This is a genomic window from Streptomyces sp. V2I9 (assembly GCF_030817475.1).
GTDB lineage: Bacteria > Actinomycetota > Actinomycetes > Streptomycetales > Streptomycetaceae > Streptomyces.
In genome coordinates this window covers 1339936-1358534 of record NZ_JAUSZJ010000002.1, presented here as the reverse complement: position 1 = coordinate 1358534, position 18599 = coordinate 1339936, and the positions used below count along the sequence as shown (strand labels likewise).

The window sequence follows — 18599 nt, the reverse complement described above, 5'->3', positions numbered from 1 at the left end:
GGGCGGGCACGTGATGAGCGAGTACGACAAGAAGGCCATGCCATGACCGACACCAAGAAGGTCGTCGTCTTCGACTACGGCTTCGGCAACGTCCGTTCCGCCGAGCGGGCCCTCGCCCGCGTCGGCGCGGACGTCGAGATCACCCGCGACTTCGACCGCGCCATGGCCGCCGACGGGCTGCTCGTCCCCGGCGTCGGCGCGTTCGCCGCCTGCATGGAGGGGCTGAAGCGCGCCCGCGGCGACTGGATCATCGGCCGCAGGCTCTCCGGCGGCCGCCCCGTCATGGGCATCTGCGTCGGGATGCAGATCCTGTTCGAGCGCGGCATCGAGCACGGCGTGGAGACCGAGGGCCTGGACGAATGGCCCGGCACGGTCGGCCCCCTGAAGGCCGACGTCGTTCCCCACATGGGGTGGAACACCGTCGAGGCCCCCGAGGACTCCCGGCTCTTCGCCGGTCTGGACGCCGACGCGCGCTATTACTTCGTGCACTCCTACGCGGCGCACGACTGGTCCCTCGAAGTCACCAACGCCAAGATCCGGGCCCCCCGGGTCACGTGGTCCACGTACGGCGAACGGTTCGTGGCCGCCGTGGAGAACGGCGCGCTGTGGGCCACCCAGTTCCACCCCGAGAAGTCCGGCGACGCCGGCGCCCAGCTGCTGACCAACTGGATCGAGACGCTGTAATGCCGAAGCTTGAACTGCTCCCCGCCGTCGACGTCCGCGACGGCCAGGCCGTCCGCCTCGTCCACGGCGAGTCCGGTTCCGAGACCTCCTACGGCTCCCCGCTGGAGGCCGCCCTCGCCTGGCAGAGCGCCGGCGCCGAGTGGCTGCACCTCGTGGACCTGGACGCCGCCTTCGGGACCGGCGACAACCGCGCCCTGATCGCCGAGGTCGCCGGGGCCATGGACATCAAGGTCGAGCTGTCCGGCGGCATCCGCGACGACGCCTCGCTCGCCGCCGCCCTCGCCACCGGCTGCCGCCGCGTCAACCTCGGCACCGCCGCCCTGGAGACCCCCGAGTGGGTCGCCAAGGTCATCGCCGAGCACGGCGACAAGATCGCCGTCGGCCTCGACGTCCGGGGCACCACCCTGCGCGGCCGGGGCTGGACCCGTGACGGCGGCGACCTGTACGAGACCCTCGCCCGCCTCGACTCCGAGGGCTGCGCCCGCTACGTCGTCACCGACATCGCCAAGGACGGCACCCTCCAGGGCCCCAACCTGGGCCTGCTGCGCGACGTCTGCGCCGCCACCGACCGGCCGGTCGTCGCCTCCGGCGGGGTCTCCTCGCTCGACGACCTCCGCGCGATCTCCCTCCTCGTCCCCGAGGGCGTCGAGGGCGCGATCGTCGGCAAGGCGCTGTACGCCAAGGCGTTCACGCTGGAAGAGGCGCTCAAGGCGGTCGCCGCATGAGCGGCGCCCCCGCCTCCGTACGCCGGATCTCCACCGGCGCCCCCCGGGAGGAGAAGTTCGGCTACTCGCGCGCCGTCGAACTCCCGAACGGGCTCGTCCTGGTGGCCGGCTGCACCTCCGTGATCAACGGCGAGATCGCCGCGGGCTCCCCGTACGAGCAGGCCGTCACCTCCTTCGACGTCGCGTTCGCCGCGCTGGAGCAGGTGGGCCTCGGCCGCGAGGACGTCGTCCGCACCCGGATGTACATCACGCACGCGCGGGACGTGGAGGAGGTCGGCCGCGCCCACAAGGAGCTGTTCGACGCCGTGCGCCCCGCCGCCTCGATGATCATCGTGTCCGGCTTCGTGGACCCGAGCCTGGTCGTCGAGGTCGAGGTCGAGGCGTACCGGGGAGGTGCCCGATGAGTCTCGCCGTACGGGTCATCCCCTGCCTGGACGTCGACAACGGCCGGGTCGTCAAGGGCGTCAACTTCCAGAACCTGCGCGACGCGGGCGACCCCGTCGAGATGGCCACGCTGTACGACGCCGAGGGCGCCGACGAGCTGACCTTCCTGGACATCACCGCCTCCAGCGGCGACCGCGAGACGACGTACGACGTGGTCCGCCGCACCGCCGAGCAGGTCTTCATCCCGCTCACGGTCGGCGGCGGCGTCCGCACCGCGGACGACGTCGACAAGCTGCTGCGCGCCGGGGCCGACAAGGTCGGCGTCAACACGGCCGCCATCGCCCGCCCCGACCTCATCCGTGAGATCGCCGAACGCTTCGGACGCCAGGTCCTGGTGCTCTCCGTGGACGCCCGCCGCACCCCGCAGGGCACCTTCGAGGTCACCACGCACGGCGGCCGCAAGGGCACCGGCCTCGACGCCGTCGAGTGGGCCCACCGGGCCGCCGAGCTGGGAGCGGGGGAGATCCTGCTCAACTCGATGGACGCCGACGGCACGAAGGACGGCTACGACACCGAGATGATCGAGGCGGTGCGGAGGCACGTCTCCGTCCCCCTCATCGCCTCCGGAGGCGCCGGCGGCCTCGCCGACTTCGCCCCGGCGATCGGCGCGGGAGCCGACGCGGTGCTCGCCGCCTCCGTCTTCCACTTCGGTGACCTCCGCATCTCCGAGGTCAAGGGCGCGCTGCGGGAGGCGGGCCACCCGGTCCGCTGAGGCGCCGCCGAGCGGTACCGGCGGTGTCACCGGTCCACCGAGACCGGTGATACCGCCGATGCGTGTCCACGGGACGCGGGGCGAGAGTGGCGACCGTCGGCGAGCGAACGCCGGCCGCCGCCACGGCGCGCGTCCCGCGGCCCTCGGACGAGGGGCCGCGGACCCGCGCGTGGTGTGGTCCGTCACCACCGAGAGGATCCCCCCGTGCAGCAGCACCTCCTCCCCTCCGGCACCCTCCCCCCGCGCCCTTCCCGCCCGAGCCGCGTCCGTACGCCGATGGGCCTGATGGCCGCCGGCGCGGCCACCGCCGGTCTCCTGATGACCGCCCTGGCCCCCGGCGCCCGGGCCGCCGACAACCCCTACGAGCGCGGCCCGGCCCCCACGAACGCCTCCATCGAGGCGAGCCGCGGCTCCTACGCCACGTCGCAGACCTCCGTCTCCTCCCTCGCCGTGAGCGGGTTCGGCGGCGGCACCATCCACTACCCGACCTCCACCGCCGACGGCACCTTCGGCGCGGTCGTCGTCTCGCCCGGCTTCACCGCCTACGAGTCCTCCATCGCCTGGCTCGGGCCGCGCCTGGCCTCCCAGGGCTTCGTGGTCTTCACCATCGACACCATCACCACGCTCGACCAGCCGGACAGCCGGGGCCGCCAACTCCTCGCCGCCCTGGACTACCTGACCCAGCGCAGCTCGGTACGGAACCGGGTCGACGCCTCCCGGCTCGGGGTGATGGGCCACTCGATGGGCGGCGGCGGCAGCCTGGAGGCCGCGAAGAGCCGCACCTCGCTGAAGGCGGCGATCCCGCTGACCGGCTGGAACACCGACAAGACCTGGCCCGAACTGCGCACGCCCACCCTCGTGGTGGGGGCGGACGGCGATACGGTCGCGCCCGTCGCCACGCACTCCGAACCGTTCTACGAGTCGCTGCCGGGCTCGCTCGACAAGGCTTACCTGGAACTGCGCGGCGCCTCGCACTTCACGCCGAACACCTCCAACACGACGATCGCCAAGTACAGCATCTCCTGGCTGAAGCGCTTCATCGACGACGACACCCGCTACGAGCAGTTCCTCTGCCCGCTGCCCGCGCCGAGCCTGACCATCGCGGAGTACCGGGGGACCTGCCCGCACACCGCGTAGGGTCCTTCGTGCCCCGCCGTCCCTGCCGCGCTGTGCTCCGGCACAGCGCGGCAGGGCCCGCACTGGGCGCGCGCACCGCACCGGGGAGTCCGCGCGCGCCACCCGGACGGGGCGCTTCCCGGCCCGCCGACGCGACCGTACCGTGCCGGTGTGACCTCATCGACGACCGTGCGCAGTCCGGGCCGGCTGTACGGCCGGGACGATGAACTCGCCGCTGTGCACAGCTTGTTGGACGCATCCTGGCGGGGCCGTGAAGGGGCGATCGTCCTGAGCGCGCCACCGGGCCTCGGCCGTACGGCACTGCTGCGCGCGGCCGCCGACGCACACCGGGACCGAGGTCCCGTGCTGTACGCCACGGCCGCCCGCCCCGACCGGTCCGCGACCGGTGACGGGCCGGACGGGTCGTTCGCCCCGCCGACCGCCGCCGCGTACCCCGTCATGTCGCCGGAGGCGCTGGCCGCCCGGCTGCGGGAGCCGCGGAAGCGGTGGGCACCGGACGACGGGCGGCCCCTGCTGATCTGCGCCGACGACACGCACGTCTGGGACCCGGCCTCCCGGACCACCCTGGCCGCCGTGGCCCACGGACCGGGCGCGGGCAGCCGGACCGCCGTCCTGCTCACCGCCGCCGACGGGGCCGCCCCCTTCGCCGGACTGCCCACGCTCCGCCTGGGGCCGCTGGACGCGGAGGCGGCCTCGGCGCTCCTGGACCGGCTCGCTCCGGGCGCCGGTACGGACGTGCTCGACCCGGTCGTGCGCGCCGAACTCCTCCGCGAGGCGGCCGGAAACCCCCGGCTGCTCGTCGGGCTCACCGACCGCCTCACCCCGGACGAACTCGCGGGACGGGCCCCGCTGCCCTACCCCCTGCCGGGCGGCGAAGCGGTACTGGCCGCCCACGCCGCACGCCTCGACGGCCTCCCGGCCCCGGCCCGCGCCCTGCTCCTGCTCGCCGCGGCGGCCCAGGAGCACGAGCCGGACGGCGCCGGGGCGGACGCTCTGCTCCTGCTGCGCGCGGGCACCCGCCACGGGCTGTCCCGCAGCTTCCTGGACCGCGCCCTGTCCGGCCTCACCGGCGTCGGTGGCCTCCTCCAACGCGCGGGCAGCCGCGTCCACTTCGCCCACCGCCTGATCGCCCCCGCCGTCCTCCGCCACACCCCCTGGCCCCACCGCCGCGCCGCCCACGAACTGCTCGCGGCCCTGCTGACGGAGGCCGCGGACCGGACGCCGGAAGACTCCGCTTCCGGCCGGGCCCGCGCGGCCGGCCCCGGCGGCCGGCCCTCCACGCGCGCCGGCGACGACCGGGTCCTCCCGGAACCGGCCGACCGGGGGGCCGGGGAGGCCGCCGCCCGAGCCTCCACGGAGGCTGCCGCCTCACGGACGCGGGATGGGGCTGCTCCTGTGGCCCCGCCGGACGGCCCCGCTGCCGGGTTCGTGCCGGGCGGTCCCCCTGCCGGGTTCTCGCCGGACGGCCCGGCTCCTGTGGCCCCGCCGGGCGTCTCCGCCCCCGTGCCTCTCGCCGCGCTCGTCCAGCGGGCCTGTGCCGCGCCGGGGCCGGACCCCGTGCTGGCCGCCCGGATCGAGGCGGCCGCCGTGGCCCCCCGGCCGCATGCCGAACGCTCCGCCGCCCTCGTCCGTGCCGCCCGGCTCTCCGCCGGACCGGCCCTGCGGGCCGCCCGGTTCGCCGCCGCGGCCGAGCAGGCGCGACTGGCGGGTGACCCGTCCCTGGCCCGCGCCCTGCTGGCCAGGACCGGGTCGCGGGCGGCCGGTGCGGCGAGCCCCTCGGGCGGGGGCTCGCGGGGCCTGGCGTCCTACGTCCACGGCATGCTCGCCCTGCGCTCCGGGCCCGCCGCCGACGCCCACGAAGCCCTGCTCGCCGCGGCCGAACTGCTCGGGCCCGACGACCCCCGCACACCCGACGCCCTCCTCGGTGCGGCCGAGGCCGCCTGGGCGGCGGGGGACGCGCTCGGCTACCTCGGTGCCCTCGACCGGCTCGCGCCCACCTCGCCGGAGGGGAGCCTGGAGGACTACCGGGCCGGTATGGCCGCCGTGCTGGAGGGCCGTACCGCCGAAGGCCACGCCCGGCTCCGCCGCTGCCTCGACCCCGCCGGGAGCCCCGCCCGGAACCCTGCCGGGGACGCCGGAGGCCCGGCCGAACTGCTGCGGGCCGGGGTCGCGGGGCTGGTGCTCGGGGACATCGGCGCCGCCTGCCGGGCGGGAGCGCGGGCGCTCGCCGCCCTCCGGACGCGGGGCCCCGACGCGCTCCTGCCCCAAGCGCTCGAACACCTCGCCTACGCGGAACTGCGGGCCGGGCGGCACGCCGGTGCGCGGGCCCACGCGTTGGAGGGGCTGCACGCCGCCCGGCGCGCGGGGCAGCCCAACAGCTCCGCCCGACTGCACGCCGTCCTCGCGCTCGCCGCGTCGGTCGAGGGCCCCGCCGAGGCGTGCGCCGCGCACGCGGACGCCGCGCTGGCCGGGGCCGCGCCGAACGGGCTGGTCCAGGCCGCCACCCTCGCCACCTGGGCGCGGGCCCGCGCGGATCTGGCGTCCGGACGGCCCGGCGAAGCGGCCGCCCGGCTCGCCCCCCTGATCGGGACCGGGCCGGGCCGGGGCCACTTCGCCGTCCGGACACTCGCCGTGCCCTGCTGGGTCGAGGCCGCGGTCCTGGCGGGACGGCCGCCGGAGGAATCCGGAGAACTGCACGCCGCCGTCGACGCGTTCGCCTCCTGGGCGGCCCGGACCGCCGATCCGGGAGCCCCCGCCCAACTGGCCCGCTGCCGTGCCCTGCTGGCCCCCGCCGACGAGGCCGACGCCCGATACGCGGAGGCCCTGGCCCACCACGGCCGGGCCGACGGCGACTTCGAGAGGGCCCGCACTCTGCTGCTGTACGGGCAGTGGCTGCGACGCCGCCGGCGTACCCGCGAGGCGCGCGGGCCGCTGCGCGACGCCCTGGTGGCCTTCCAGCGCTGTACGGCCCGTGCCTGGGCGGAACGGGCGGCCGGAGAGCTGCGGGCGGCGGGGGAGCCGGCCGGGAGCCCGCGGGACGCGGGGGACGAACCGCTGGCCGCACTCACCCCGCAGCAGCAGCGCATCGCCCGCTGCGTCGCCGAGGGGGCCACCAACCGCGAGGTGGGGCTGCGTCTTTCGCTCAGCCCGCGCACGGTCGACCACCACCTCCGCAATGTCTTCGCCGCCCTCGGCATCCGCTCCCGCACCGAACTGGCCCGGCTGCTGCGCCCCTGAGCCGCCGGGCGGCCCGGAGGTTGCCGGACCGTGATGACGAGTTCGCGCAGACCTCTAGGTACCGACCGGGCGGTATGCCATTCTGCGGGCGTCAGGATCGTCTCGCCGCGCTCATGCCCGCCGGGCCGGGGACGCCGTACGCCGGGCCCGCCGTTCGCGCGGCCGGCCGAATCCGGGTGGAGGCCGCCATGCCACAGGTCGTACGTTCGCGGATCGGGTCGCCGCACGGAAGGTACCCGGCGTCCCGCGCGCCGGTGCCTCCGTTGCCGGAGCGCTTCCGGTCGCTGGCCGACCGGGAGGCGGTCGAGGTGCTGCACCGGGCCGCCCGGGTCCTCGTCGCGTCCCTCCCGAGCCTCACCGACCGGCTCGTCGAGGCCCTGCACGCCGAGGAGCCCGCCTACCGTGCGGTGATCGACTCCGGCCGGGCCGAGATCTGGCAGGAGGTGCACCACTCGCTGCGGCACAACGTCGGCTCGCTGCTCCAGCCGCGGGAGTTCCGGGAGGCCGCCCACCGCACCTCCCGCTGGATCGGTGAGATCCGCGCCGGGCAGGGCATGCCGCTCGACGCGGTCCTGCACGCCTTCCGGATGGGCGGCGCGATGGTCTGGCAGGGCCTCGTGGACGAGACCGCGCGGCGCGACCCCGACGACGTGCGGCTGCTCGTCCATGTCGCCGCCGACGTGTGGAACTTCGTCGACGAACACTGCGGCATCGTCGCGGACGCCTACCGGCAGGCCGAGCGGCGGCTGACCTGGCGGCGCGAGAACCGGCAGCGGCTCATGGTCGCCGCCCTGCTCGACGGGACCGCCCGGATCGCGGACCTCGCGGAGGCGTCCGCGATGCTGGGGCTGCCGGAGCAGGGCCGGTACGCGGTACTCGCCGTGGCCGCCGCCGACGGGGGCAGGACGGTCCCCGCGGCTCCGGCCGGGCCGGGGAGCGCACCCGACGGACCGGGAACGGCACCGCGCGGGCCGGGGAGCGCACCCGACGGACCGGGGGCCGCGCCGGGCGGTTCCGGTTCCGCCGCCCGGCCGCCGCTCCTGCTTCCCGCCGCCTCGGGCGCCGCACCGCTCTGGCACCCGGGCCCGGACGCCGAGTTCGCGATCCTGCCGCTGACGGGAGGGCCCGGCGAACTGGGCGCGCTGGCCGCCGGGCTAGACGTACCGGCCGGACTCCGGGCCGGGATCGGCTCCGCCGTGGAGGGGCTGGCCGCGCTCGGCGAGGCCCGGCGGCTGGCGGAGACCGCGCTGCGCGCCTGCCCCGCGTCCGGGGGCGCTGTCCTGCTCGACGAGCACCTCCCGGACGCCATGGTCGTCGCCTCCCCGGACCTCGCCGGGGCGCTCGCCGACCGGGTGCTGGGGCCGCTGGACCAGCTGGACCCCGCCGACCGCGACGTCATCGTGGAGACCCTCACCGCCTGGCTGGACGCGGACGGCTCGGCGCAACGGGCGGGCGCGCGGCTCTACTGCCACCGCAACACCGTCCTCAACCGCCTCCGCCGCTTCGAACAGCTCACCGGCCGCTGCCTCACCCGCCCCCGCGACGCGGTCGAGATCTCCCTCGCCCTGGCCGCGCGACGGCTGCGCGGCGCGTGAAACGCACCCCACCACGCCCCGCCGAACCGGCCCGCCGCGCCGCTCCGCCCCGCCTCACAGCCCTCCGCCGCGCCGGGCCGCCCGGCCGAGGGCTACATCCCCAGCTCCGCCATCCGCAGCCGCTCCACCGCCGCCTCCTCGCCCTCCACCTGGACGTCCGCGGCGTCCTGCCGCCCGAACGCGTACAGCAGCAGCTCGCCGGGCTCCCCGGTCACCGTCACCACCGGGACCCCCTTGTGCGCCACCGCCGTCCGTCCGTCCGGACAGCGCAGCACCAGCCCCACCGGGGACCGGCGGCCCAGCAGCCGGGCCGTCTTCTCGAGCCTCGACCAGAGCACATCGGAGAAGACCGGGTCCAGTTCACGGCGCGACCAGTCCGGCTGGGCCCGGCGCACGTCCTCCGTGTGGACGAAGAACTCCACCGTGTTCGCCGCCTCGTCGATCTGCTTGAGGGACATCGGGGAGAACCGCGGCGGACCGGTGCGGATCAGCTGGATCAGCTCCTCGTAGGGCTTCGCCGCGAACTCCGCCTGCACCCGCTCCAGCCGGGGCCTCAACGCCCCGACCAGCAGCCCGCCCGCCGCGTCCGCGCGACGTTCGCGGACCACCACATGGGCGGCCAGATCGCGGGTCCTCCAGCCGTCGCACAGGGTCGGCGCCCGGGGACCGGCCGCTTCCAACAGATCGGCCAGCAGGAGACGTTCACGCTTCGCATGGGTCGACATGTCCGCCAGCGTACGACCGTGACCCGGCGTCCGCCCAGTGGACACCGGGCCGGGCGGCGTTCCCCGCCACGGCACAATGGGCCCATGACGAGCACGCCCGGCGCCACGCCGCCCGCCAGCAGCCTCGACCCGGCCGTCGCCGCCCGCCTCAAGCGCGGCGCGGACGGTCTGGTCCCGGCCATCGCGCAGCAGTACGACACCGGCGAGGTGCTGATGCTCGGCTGGATGGACGACGAGGCGCTGCACCGCACCCTCACCACCGGCCGCTGCACCTACTGGTCCCGCAGCCGCCAGGAGTACTGGGTCAAGGGGGACACCTCCGGCCACGTCCAGCACGTGAAGTCCGTCGCCCTGGACTGCGACGCCGACACCGTACTGGTCAAGGTCGACCAGACCGGCGCGGCCTGCCACACCGGCGACCGCACGTGCTTCGACTCCGACGTCCTGTCCCTCCTCGACCGCTAAGGTCCGGCCATGGATCTCGACACCTTCCGCAAACTGGCCGTCGACCGGCGCGTCGTCCCCGTCAGCCGCCGCCTCCTCGCGGACGGCGACACCCCGGTCGGGCTGTACCGCAAGCTCGCCGCCGAACGCCCCGGCACCTTCCTCCTGGAGTCCGCGGAGAACGGCCGGACCTGGTCGCGCTACTCGTTCATCGGCGTCCGCAGCGCCGCCACCCTCACCGCCCGCGACGGAGAGGCCCACTGGATCGGCGTCCCGCCCGTCGGCGTCCCGGCCGACGGAGACCCGCTGGAGGCGCTGCGCGCCACCGTCGAGACCCTGCACACCCCGCGCGACCTGGTGAGCGACCTGGGCCTGCCGCCGTTCACCGGCGGCATGGTCGGCTACCTCGGCTACGACATCGTCCGCAGGCTGGAGAAGATCGGCGAGCACGGCGGCGACGACCTGCGACTGCCCGAGCTGACCATGCTCCTCACCTCGGACCTCGCCGTCCTCGACCACCGGAACGGCACCGTCCTGCTGATCGCCAACGCGATCAACCACAACGACCTCGACACCGGGGCCGACCAGGCCTACGCGGACGCCGTCGCCCGCCTGGACGCGATGGAGCGGGACCTGCGCCGCCCGGTCGAGAGCGCCCCCGCCACCCTGCCCCCGTCCGAACTGCCCCCGTACACCGCACGCTGGGGCGGTGACGCCTTCCAGGACGCCGTCGTCGACATCAAGGAGCGCATCCGGGCCGGGGAGGCGTTCCAGGTCGTCCCCTCCCAGCGGTTCGAGACCCCGTGCACGGCGAGCGCCCTGGACGTCTACCGGGTGCTGCGGGCCACCAACCCGTCCCCGTACATGTACCTCTTCCGCTTCGACGGGTTCGACGTCGTCGGCTCCAGCCCCGAGGCCCTGGTCAAGGTCGAGGACGGCCGCGCCATGGTCCACCCCATCGCCGGCACCCGGCACCGGGGCGCCACCCCGCAGGAGGACCAGGCGCTCGCCGAGGAACTGCTCGCCGACCCCAAGGAGCGCGCCGAGCACCTGATGCTCGTCGACCTCGGCCGCAACGACCTGGGGCGGGTCTGCGAACCGGGCAGCGTCGAGGTCGTCGACTTCATGTCGATCGAGCGCTACTCCCACGTGATGCACATCGTCTCCACCGTCACCGGCCGCGTCACCGACGACCGGACCGCCTTCGACGTGCTCACCGCCTGCTTCCCCGCGGGCACCCTCTCCGGCGCCCCCAAGCCGCGCGCCATGCAGATCATCGAGGAGCTGGAGCCGAGCCGCCGGGGCCTGTACGGGGGCTGCGTCGGGTACCTGGACTTTCGCCGGGGACTCCGACACCGCCATCGCCATCCGGACCGCCCTGCTCCGCGACGGCACCGCGTACGTGCAGGCCGGGGCCGGGGTCGTCGCCGACTCCGACCCGGTCGCCGAGGACACCGAGTGCCGCAACAAGGCGGCGGCCGTGCTCCGCGCCGTCCATACGGCCAACCGGCTCCACGACCGCTGAACCGGTAGGGGATAGTGGAAGGCGTGAGTGCCGTCCCCGTACCCCAGCCCCGAACCGCCGACCCCGCCTCCGCCCCCGACCCGGCGGGGAGCCGCCGCAGTCTCGCGGCCGCCCTGCTCCTCGGCGCGGCCGGCGCGACCGTCGTCCTCCTCGCCTCCGGACAGACCTGGGCCGAGGGCGACGCGGCCACCGGCGGTGGAGCCCTCCCGCTCTCCGTCGACGGCCGGGACGTCACCGGCGTCCCGGCGGCCCTGGCCGTCGTCGGCCTCGCCGCCCTGGTCGCCGTCTTCGCCGTACGCGGCGCGGGCCGCCGGACCGTCGCCGCCCTGCTCGCCCTCAGCGGCCTCGGGGCCGCCGTCAGCGCGTGGGCCGGCGCGTCCGACAGCTCGGCCCTCGACGAGGAGGCCGCCAGAACCACCGGTGACACGGCGGCCACCATCGGCGCCCTCAGCCACACCGGCTGGCCCTACGTCACGGCCGTCGGCGGCCTGCTGATCCTGCTGGCCGGGCTCCTGGCGCTGCGCCACGGCGCCCGCTGGCCCGCCATGTCCGGGAAGTACGAGCGCGACGGCACCCCGCGCCCCGGCAGGACGCCCCGGACGGCCCCCGACCCGGACCGCCCCGAGGACCTGTGGAAGGCCCTGGACCGGGGCGAGGACCCGACGCGCGGGTGACCCCAGGCTCACCTCCCGCGGCCCTGTACGGGACAATGGGAGCGAGCCGTCCCCCGGGCGGCGGCCACACGTATCAGCGCCACCCACGGCGCAACACCAACGAGGAGCAACTCATGGCGGGCACGAGCCACGGACACACCCCGGCCGCCTGGACCGGTGTCATCATCTCGTTCATCGGCTTCTGCGTCGCAGGCGTCTTCATGGTCGCGGCCAACCCGCTCGGCTTCTGGGCCGGTATCGCCGTGATCTTCGCCGGTGGCCTCGTGGGCCTCGCCATGAAGGCCGCCGGTCTCGGCATGCCGAAGGAGTCGGCCGAGATGGTCGAGGCGCGGGCGCGTGCCGGCCGGGCGCAGGCTTCTCACTGACCCCGGCCGCCGGCCCGTCCCGGCGACCGACACGCGGAAAGGCGCGGCCCCACCGGGCTGCGCCTTTCCGCGTCGACGGGGGACAATCGGCGGGTGGACGCCTCGCCAACCCCCTCCGCCGCCGCCGAGTCGCCGGACCCCGACGCCGCCCCGCGGCCGGACGCCCCGCAGCCGGTGCCCGACCCCGCCGTCGGCCACGCCCCCGATCCGGCCCGCCCGGAGGCCGCCCCGCAGGGCGTCGGCCCCTGGAACCTGCCGCTGACGGTCTGCCCGGCCCCGGACGCGGCTCCGGTCCCGACCCCGTACGCAGCCCCCGATCAGCACGTCCCGCACGCCGCGCCCGGTACACCGGCGGCACCGGGGGGCCCGTACCCCGCCGGGGCCGCGTCTCCCGCCCCGTACGCCCCCGGTCTCGCGCGGGCCCGGCGGCCCGAGCCTCCGGCGCACCCCTCCCGGCTCCGCCGCCTCGCCGTCCCGGCGGGCATCCTCGCCGCGGTCGCCGGGGCCTTCGCGTACGTCGGCGCCGTGGACCCCAACGAGGGCGGGCACTACCCCGTCTGCCCGCTGCTCAAGCTGACCGGCGTCCTCTGCCCCGGCTGCGGCGGACTGCGCAGCGCCCACGCCTTCATCACCGGCGACCTCGGCGCGGCGTTCTCCGCCAACGCGATCGCCACCGCCGGCTACTTCCTCTTCGCCGCCGTCTGGGCCCTCTGGCTGGTGCGGGCCTGGCGCGGCCGACCGCTGCGGATCGGCCTGGCCCCCGCCCACCTGTGGGCTCTGGGCGCGGTCCTGGCGGTCTTCACCGTCGTCCGGAATCTGCCGTTCGGCTCGGCGCTGGCCCCCTGAAACGACCGGGCCGGCCACCCGGACATGCCCGGGTAGTGGGATGCGGTGTGGCCGGATGCGGGCCCCGGGCCCTGCTGCGGATACCATCGGTACGGCTGATCCTGTTCCCTCATCACCGTTCCGGAAGGGGGCCGCTCGCGTGAGTGTGCTCGACGAGATCATCGACGGCGTACGCGCCGACCTCGCGGAGCGGCAGGCGCGCGTCAGCCTCGACGAGCTGAAGGAGCGCGCCGCCCGCGCCCCCCGGGCCAAGGACGGAGTCGCCGCCCTGCGCGGCGAGGGCGTCACCGTCATCTGCGAGGTCAAGCGCTCGTCCCCGTCCAAGGGGGCCCTGGCCGCCATCGCGGACCCCGCCGCGCTCGCCGCGGACTACGAGGCGGGCGGCGCGTCGGTCATCTCGGTCCTCACCGAGGAGCGCCGCTTCGGCGGCTCGCTCGCCGACCTGGAGGCCGTCCGTGCCAAGGTCGACATCCCGGTCCTGCGCAAGGACTTCATCGTCACCTCGTACCAGCTGTGGGAGGCCCGCGCCTACGGCGCCGACCTCGCCCTGCTGATCGTCGCCGCCCTCGACCAGGAGGCCCTGGTCTCCCTGATCGAGCGGGCCGAGTCGATCGGGCTCACCCCGCTCGTCGAGGCGCACGACGAGGAGGAGGCGGAGCGCGCCGTGGACGCCGGAGCCAGGATCATCGGTGTCAACGCGCGCAACCTGAAGGACCTCAAGGTCGACCGCTCCACCTTCGAGCGCGTCGCCCCCGAGATCCCCGACCACATCGTCAAGGTCGCCGAGTCCGGTGTCCGGGGCCCGCACGACCTGATCGCGTACGCCAACGCCGGCGCCGACGCCGTCCTGGTCGGCGAGTCCCTGGTCACCGGCCGCGACCCGCGCGCCGCCGTCGCCGACCTGGTCGCCGCGGGCGCCCACCCGGCGCTCCGCCACGGCCGCGGCTGACCGGGGCCCGACGATCATGACCGACCGCCCCCCGCACCGCACCCGGCCCGGCCTCCGCCGTGCCGAGGTCCCGGTCCGGGACCCGCACGCCCCGCTGGCGCGCGGGTGCCGGCCGCGCGGCTGCCGCGCCCCCGCCCGGCGGGTGCACGGCCGACGCGTGCGGTACGTCATCGGGGACGAGCCCGGCCAGGTCAACGGCATGCGATGGCGCACGGGGTCCGCGCCGTAGCGAGCCCCGGCCGACGTACCGCACCACCCCCTTCTCCTTCCGTACGTACGACCGCACCTCCGTGACCGCACCCCGGTCGCGGAGGCGCTCGCTGCCCGGCGCATACGGTGAACCCACCCGCTGCCATGCCAAGGAGCACGCCGCATGTCGTCCGACTTCTTCATCCCGGACCCCGAGGGTCTGATCCCCAGCGCCGAGGGCTATTTCGGCGCGTACGGCGGCAAGTTCATCCCGGAGGCGCTCGTCGCCGCCGTGGACGAGGTCGCCGTCGAATACGACAAGGCCAAGGCCGACCCCGCCTTCGCCGCCGAGCTCAACGAGCTCATGGTGAACTACACCGGCCGCCCCAGCGCGCTGACCGAGGTCCCGCGGTTCGCCGAACACGCGGGCGGCGCCCGGATCTTCCTCAAGCGCGAGGACCTGAACCACACCGGCTCGCACAAGATCAACAACGTGCTGGGCCAGGCGCTCCTCACCAAGCGCATGGGCAAGACGCGGGTCATCGCCGAGACCGGGGCCGGCCAGCACGGCGTCGCCACCGCGACCGCCTGCGCCCTCTTCGGCCTCGACTGCACCATCTACATGGGCGAGATCGACACCCGGCGCCAGGCGCTGAACGTCGCGCGGATGCGGATGCTCGGCGCCGAGGTCGTCGCCGTGAAGTCCGGCTCGCGGACCCTGAAGGACGCCATCAACGAGGCGTTCCGCGACTGGGTCGCCAACGTGGACCGCACGCACTACCTCTTCGGCACGGTCGCGGGACCGCACCCCTTCCCCGCGATGGTCCGCGACTTCCACCGCGTCATCGGCGTCGAGGCCCGCCGCCAGCTCCTGGAGCGCACCGGCCGCCTCCCGGACGCGGCGGTCGCCTGCGTCGGCGGCGGCTCCAACGCCATCGGCCTCTTCCACGCCTTCATCCCCGACGCCGGAGTCCGCCTGATCGGATGCGAACCCGCCGGGCACGGGGTGGAGACCGGCGAGCACGCGGCGACCCTCACCGCCGGGGAACCCGGCATCCTGCACGGGTCGCGCTCCTACGTCCTCCAGGACGACGAGGGCCAGATCACCGAGCCGTACTCCATCTCGGCCGGTCTGGACTATCCGGGCATCGGCCCGGAGCACTCCTACCTCAAGGACGTCGGGCGCGGCGAATACCGCGCCGTCACCGACGACGCGGCCATGCAGGCGCTGCGCCTGCTCTCCCGCACCGAGGGCATCATCCCGGCCATCGAGAGCGCCCACGCGCTCGCCGGCGCCCTGGACCTCGGCAAGGAGCTGGGCCCGGAGGGGCTCATCCTGGTCAACCTGTCGGGCCGCGGTGACAAGGACATGGACACCGCCGCCCGCTACTTCGGGCTCTACGACACCGACGCCGCCGTCGAGGCGGACGCGGCCGGCGACCGCGCCGAGATCGAGGGGGACGCCAAGTGAGCGGCAACATCGAGCTGTTGAACACCACCCTCGCCGGTGCGAAGGCGGCGGACCGGGCGGCGCTCATCGCCTACCTCCCGGCCGGCTTCCCGACCGTGGACGGCGGCATCGAGGCGGTCAAGGCCGTCGTCGCGGGCGGCGCGGACATCGTCGAGGTCGGACTTCCGCACAGCGACCCCGTCCTCGACGGTCCGGTCATCCAGACCGCCGACGACATCGCCCTGCGCGGCGGCGTCCGGATCGCCGACGTGATGCGCACGGTCCGTGAGGCGTACGAGGCCACCGGCGTCCCGATCCTGGTCATGACGTACTGGAACCCCCATCGACCGCTACGGCGTCGAGCGGTTCACCGCCGAACTGGCCGAGGCGGGCGGCGCCGGGTGCATCCTGCCCGACCTGCCGGTCCAGGAATCCGCGCTGTGGCGCGAGCACGCCGGGAAGCACGGCCTCGCCACCGTCTTCGTCGTCGCCCCCAGCAGCCGGGACGCCCGCCTCGCCACCATCACGGCGGCCGGCAGCGGCTTCGTCTACGCCGCGTCCCTGATGGGCGTCACCGGCACCCGCGCCTCGGTCGGCGACCAGGCCCGGAACCTGGTGGAGCGCACCCGCGCCACCACCGGCATCCCGGTCTGCGTCGGCCTCGGCGTCTCCGACGCGGCGCAGGCCGCCGAGGTCGCCGGCTTCGCGGACGGGGTGATCGTGGGATCGGCGTTCGTCAAGGCCATGCTGGACGCCCCCGACGAGGCGGCGGGCCTCGCCGCCGTCCGCTCCCTCGCGGGTGAACTGGCCGAGGGCGTTCGAAAGCGCTGACCCCTCGCATCACCCGAACGGATGGATTGTGGGCCGGGGAGGCGCGTAGGCGCCTCCTCGGTTCGTTCCCCTGGGTGTGAGCGACAAGATCCCAGAGGGAAACAGAAGCGCGCGTGAGCGCCTGGCCCAGCAGCGCGAGCAGGAGAAGGGGCGCGAGAAGCGCCGTCGGACGCTGATCGTCGCCTCGGCGGTGGTCGGGGTGCTCGGCCTGGCCGCCGTGGTCGGCCTGATCGCGGCCAACGTGGGCAAGGACGGGGGCGAGGACACCGCGTCCGGACCCGCCATCGCCCCGTCGGGCGCGTCCGGCGAGGACGCGTTGACCCTGCCGGTCGGCGCGGCCGACGCCCCGTCCACCCTCACGATCTGGGAGGACTTCCGCTGCCCCGTCTGCGCCCAGTTCGAGAACGCACTCCGCGACGCCGTCGCGGAGCTGGTGAACGACGGCCAGGTCAAGGTGGAGTACCACCTCGCCACGATCATCGACGGCAACCTCGGCGGCTCCGGCTCGCTGCGCGCCGCCAACGCCGCCGCCTGCGCCCAGGACGCCGGCAAGTTCGCTCCGTACCACGACGTCCTCTTCAGCAACCAGCCGCCCGAGCCGGACGACGCGTACGGCAGGAACAGCCGGCTGATCGAGCTGGCCGGGAAGGTCCAGGGGCTCGACACGCCGGAGTTCCGCAGCTGTGTGGAGGACGGCGACCACGACAGCTGGGTGAAGAAGTCCGACACGGCGTTCCGCGAGGGCGGCTTCCAGGGCACGCCGACCGTGCTGCTCAACGGGGAGTCGGTCTTCCCGGCCAAGGACGGCGAGCAGATCTCCCCGGCGGCCCTGAAGAAGTGGGTCCTCGCGGCCAACAAGGGCAAGAAGCCGGGCACCGCCGCCCCGGCCGAGTCGCCGGGAGGAGCCGCCACGGCCGACGAGTCCGCCGACCCGGCCGCCCCGTCCCCGGCCGCCGGGCCCTGACCGGGCCGCGGACCCGTCCGTGACGCGGTCCCCGTTACCCAGACGTTGCCGGGTGGCTTGCCGTACCCACCGCCCGGCAGGGTAGCGTCGACCTCGCCATGAACCTTGCCTCCATTCCCAGTCCGTCGACCGGCGTGATCGAGCTCGGCCCGATCCCGCTCCGCGGCTACGCGTTCTGCATCATCATCGGTGTCTTCGTCGCCGTCTGGTTCGGCAACAAGCGCTGGATCGCCAGGGGCGGCAAAGCCGGCACCGTGGCCGACGTCGCCGTCTGGGCGGTTCCCTTCGGCCTCGTCGGCGGCCGGCTCTACCACGTGATCACCGACTACCAGCTGTACTTCAGCGACGGTGAGAACTGGGTCGACGCCTTCAAGATCTGGCAGGGCGGCCTCGGCATCTGGGGCGCCATCGCGTTCGGCGCGGTCGGCGCGTGGATCGCCTGCCGCCGCCGGGGCATCCCGCTGCCGGCCTGGGCCGACGCGCTGGCCCCGGGCATCGCCATCGCCCAGGCCATCGGCCGCTGGGGCAACTGGTTCAACCAGGAGCTGTACGGCAAGCCCACCGACCTCCCCTGGGCGCTGGAGATCAGCGAGGGCACGAACCGGGTCGCCGGGACGTACCACCCGACCTTTCTCTACGAGTCGCTGTGGTGCGTCGGTGTGGCGCTGCTCGTCATCTGGGCGGACCGCCGCTTCCGGCTCGGCCACGGCCGGGCGTTCGCGCTGTACGTCGCGGCCTACTGCGCCGGGCGCGGCTGGATCGAGTACATGCGGGTCGACGAGGCCCACCACATCCTGGGCCTCCGCCTGAACGTGTGGACCGCGATCGTCGTCTTCGTCCTCGCCGTCGTCTACATCGTGGTCTCCGCGAAGATCCGTCCGGGCCGTGAGGAGATCGTCGAGCCCGACCGGACCGCCCCCGCGAAGGCCTCCGACGAGGACGGCTCCGGCAAGGACGGTTCCGGCGAGGACGGTTCCGTGGAGACGGACGCCGCCGAGCAGGACGCCGAAGCGAGGAAGGACCCGTTCACGAAGGACGAGGCGGGGGAGCCGGGCACGGGCCTCACCGCCGGAAGCACCGAAGCGGCGGCCGAGAAGAGCTGA

The 18599-nt window shown here is 75.0% G+C and carries 17 protein-coding genes and 2 pseudogenes; 18 read left to right on the top strand and 1 reads right to left on the bottom strand.

Annotated features, from left to right (window positions below):
* Window positions 1-42 precede the first annotated feature (42 nt).
* The 7 genes from hisH to QFZ71_RS06065 all read left to right on the top strand — a co-directional run bounded on the left by hisH (window position 43) and on the right by QFZ71_RS06065 (window position 8534).
* Entirely contained in the window at window positions 43-684 is a 642-nt protein-coding gene (gene hisH, locus QFZ71_RS06095; protein WP_307667238.1) for an imidazole glycerol phosphate synthase subunit HisH, read from the top strand.
* The gene (priA, locus tag QFZ71_RS06090; RefSeq protein WP_073769309.1) at window positions 684-1409 is read left to right on the top strand and encodes a bifunctional 1-(5-phosphoribosyl)-5-((5-phosphoribosylamino)methylideneamino)imidazole-4-carboxamide isomerase/phosphoribosylanthranilate isomerase PriA; all 726 of its coding nucleotides are present in this window, start codon (window positions 684-686) and stop codon (window positions 1407-1409) included. The genes hisH and priA overlap by 1 nt, the downstream gene beginning before the upstream one ends.
* Entirely contained in the window at window positions 1406-1813 is a 408-nt protein-coding gene (locus tag QFZ71_RS06085; RefSeq protein WP_307667237.1) for a RidA family protein, read from the top strand. The genes priA and QFZ71_RS06085 overlap by 4 nt, the downstream gene beginning before the upstream one ends.
* On the top strand, window positions 1810-2565 hold the full coding sequence (gene hisF, locus QFZ71_RS06080) for an imidazole glycerol phosphate synthase subunit HisF (protein ID WP_307667236.1): 756 nt from the start codon (window positions 1810-1812) through the stop codon (window positions 2563-2565). The genes QFZ71_RS06085 and hisF overlap by 4 nt, the downstream gene beginning before the upstream one ends.
* 204 nt (window positions 2566-2769) lie before the next feature.
* Entirely contained in the window at window positions 2770-3702 is a 933-nt protein-coding gene (locus QFZ71_RS06075; protein WP_307667235.1) for an alpha/beta hydrolase, read from the top strand.
* A 150-nt stretch (window positions 3703-3852) separates the two neighbouring features.
* Window positions 3853-6939, top strand: a complete 3087-nt coding sequence (locus tag QFZ71_RS06070) for a LuxR family transcriptional regulator (RefSeq protein ID WP_307667234.1) — start codon at window positions 3853-3855, stop codon at window positions 6937-6939.
* 188 nt (window positions 6940-7127) lie between these two features.
* Window positions 7128-8534 carry a CdaR family transcriptional regulator gene (locus QFZ71_RS06065; RefSeq protein ID WP_307667233.1) on the top strand — a complete coding sequence of 469 codons (1407 nt, stop codon included), beginning with the start codon at window positions 7128-7130 and terminating at the stop codon, window positions 8532-8534.
* 92 nt (window positions 8535-8626) lie between these two features.
* Here QFZ71_RS06065 and QFZ71_RS06060 read toward each other — a convergent pair whose 3' ends face one another.
* Window positions 8627-9259, bottom strand: a complete 633-nt coding sequence (locus tag QFZ71_RS06060) for a TIGR03085 family metal-binding protein (RefSeq protein WP_307667232.1) — start codon at window positions 9257-9259, stop codon at window positions 8627-8629.
* Window positions 9260-9343: 84 nt separating this feature from the next.
* Between QFZ71_RS06060 and hisI the strand changes: the two genes are divergently transcribed.
* The 11 genes and pseudogenes from hisI to lgt all read left to right on the top strand — a co-directional run bounded on the left by hisI (window position 9344) and on the right by lgt (window position 18599).
* Window positions 9344-9724 (top strand): phosphoribosyl-AMP cyclohydrolase, encoded by a 381-nt coding sequence (gene hisI / locus QFZ71_RS06055; protein ID WP_307667231.1) that lies wholly within the window; start codon window positions 9344-9346, stop codon window positions 9722-9724.
* A gap of 9 nt (window positions 9725-9733) precedes the next feature.
* Window positions 9734-11228: pseudogene (locus QFZ71_RS06050) on the top strand (anthranilate synthase component I).
* Between the two features lie 14 nt (window positions 11229-11242).
* Window positions 11243-11902 carry a TIGR02234 family membrane protein gene (locus QFZ71_RS06045; protein ID WP_307667230.1) on the top strand — a complete coding sequence of 220 codons (660 nt, stop codon included), beginning with the start codon at window positions 11243-11245 and terminating at the stop codon, window positions 11900-11902.
* Window positions 11903-12015: 113 nt separating this feature from the next.
* Window positions 12016-12267 carry an HGxxPAAW family protein gene (locus QFZ71_RS06040; protein ID WP_307667229.1) on the top strand — a complete coding sequence of 84 codons (252 nt, stop codon included), beginning with the start codon at window positions 12016-12018 and terminating at the stop codon, window positions 12265-12267.
* A gap of 258 nt (window positions 12268-12525) precedes the next feature.
* Complete coding sequence (locus QFZ71_RS06035; protein ID WP_307671347.1) at window positions 12526-13113, top strand: DUF2752 domain-containing protein; 588 nt, start codon at window positions 12526-12528, stop codon at window positions 13111-13113.
* Window positions 13114-13252: 139 nt separating this feature from the next.
* Complete coding sequence (gene trpC / locus QFZ71_RS06030) at window positions 13253-14062, top strand: indole-3-glycerol phosphate synthase TrpC (RefSeq protein ID WP_307667228.1); 810 nt, start codon at window positions 13253-13255, stop codon at window positions 14060-14062.
* A gap of 16 nt (window positions 14063-14078) precedes the next feature.
* The gene (trpM, locus tag QFZ71_RS06025) at window positions 14079-14291 is read left to right on the top strand and encodes a tryptophan biosynthesis modulator TrpM (protein WP_307667227.1); all 213 of its coding nucleotides are present in this window, start codon (window positions 14079-14081) and stop codon (window positions 14289-14291) included.
* 144 nt (window positions 14292-14435) lie between these two features.
* Complete coding sequence (gene trpB / locus QFZ71_RS06020) at window positions 14436-15722, top strand: tryptophan synthase subunit beta (protein WP_307667226.1); 1287 nt, start codon at window positions 14436-14438, stop codon at window positions 15720-15722.
* A pseudogene (gene trpA / locus QFZ71_RS06015) lies at window positions 15719-16532 on the top strand (tryptophan synthase subunit alpha). Before trpB ends, trpA begins: the two are co-directional and overlap by 4 nt.
* Window positions 16533-16608: 76 nt before the next feature.
* Window positions 16609-17496 carry a thioredoxin domain-containing protein gene (locus QFZ71_RS06010; RefSeq protein WP_307667225.1) on the top strand — a complete coding sequence of 296 codons (888 nt, stop codon included), beginning with the start codon at window positions 16609-16611 and terminating at the stop codon, window positions 17494-17496.
* A 98-nt stretch (window positions 17497-17594) separates the two neighbouring features.
* The gene (gene lgt, locus QFZ71_RS06005) at window positions 17595-18599 is read left to right on the top strand and encodes a prolipoprotein diacylglyceryl transferase (RefSeq protein WP_307667224.1); all 1005 of its coding nucleotides are present in this window, start codon (window positions 17595-17597) and stop codon (window positions 18597-18599) included.

Bases quoted from the DNA above. Each gene is read 5' to 3' on its own strand.
- QFZ71_RS06065 (WP_307667233.1), top strand. From the start codon at position 7,128: ATGCCACAGGTCGTACGTTCGCGGATCGGGTCGCCGCACGGAAGGTAC.
- QFZ71_RS06040 (WP_307667229.1), top strand. From the start codon at position 12,016: ATGGCGGGCACGAGCCACGGACACACCCCGGCCGCCTGGACCGGTGTC.
- priA (WP_073769309.1), top strand. From the start codon at position 684: ATGCCGAAGCTTGAACTGCTCCCCGCCGTCGACGTCCGCGACGGCCAG.
- trpM (WP_307667227.1), top strand. From the start codon at position 14,079: ATGACCGACCGCCCCCCGCACCGCACCCGGCCCGGCCTCCGCCGTGCC.
- hisF (WP_307667236.1), top strand. From the start codon at position 1,810: ATGAGTCTCGCCGTACGGGTCATCCCCTGCCTGGACGTCGACAACGGC.
- trpB (WP_307667226.1), top strand. From the start codon at position 14,436: ATGTCGTCCGACTTCTTCATCCCGGACCCCGAGGGTCTGATCCCCAGC.
- QFZ71_RS06085 (WP_307667237.1), top strand. From the start codon at position 1,406: ATGAGCGGCGCCCCCGCCTCCGTACGCCGGATCTCCACCGGCGCCCCC.
- QFZ71_RS06060 (WP_307667232.1), bottom strand. From the start codon at position 9,259: ATGTCGACCCATGCGAAGCGTGAACGTCTCCTGCTGGCCGATCTGTTG.
- hisH (WP_307667238.1), top strand. From the start codon at position 43: ATGACCGACACCAAGAAGGTCGTCGTCTTCGACTACGGCTTCGGCAAC.
- hisI (WP_307667231.1), top strand. From the start codon at position 9,344: ATGACGAGCACGCCCGGCGCCACGCCGCCCGCCAGCAGCCTCGACCCG.
- lgt (WP_307667224.1), top strand. From the start codon at position 17,595: ATGAACCTTGCCTCCATTCCCAGTCCGTCGACCGGCGTGATCGAGCTC.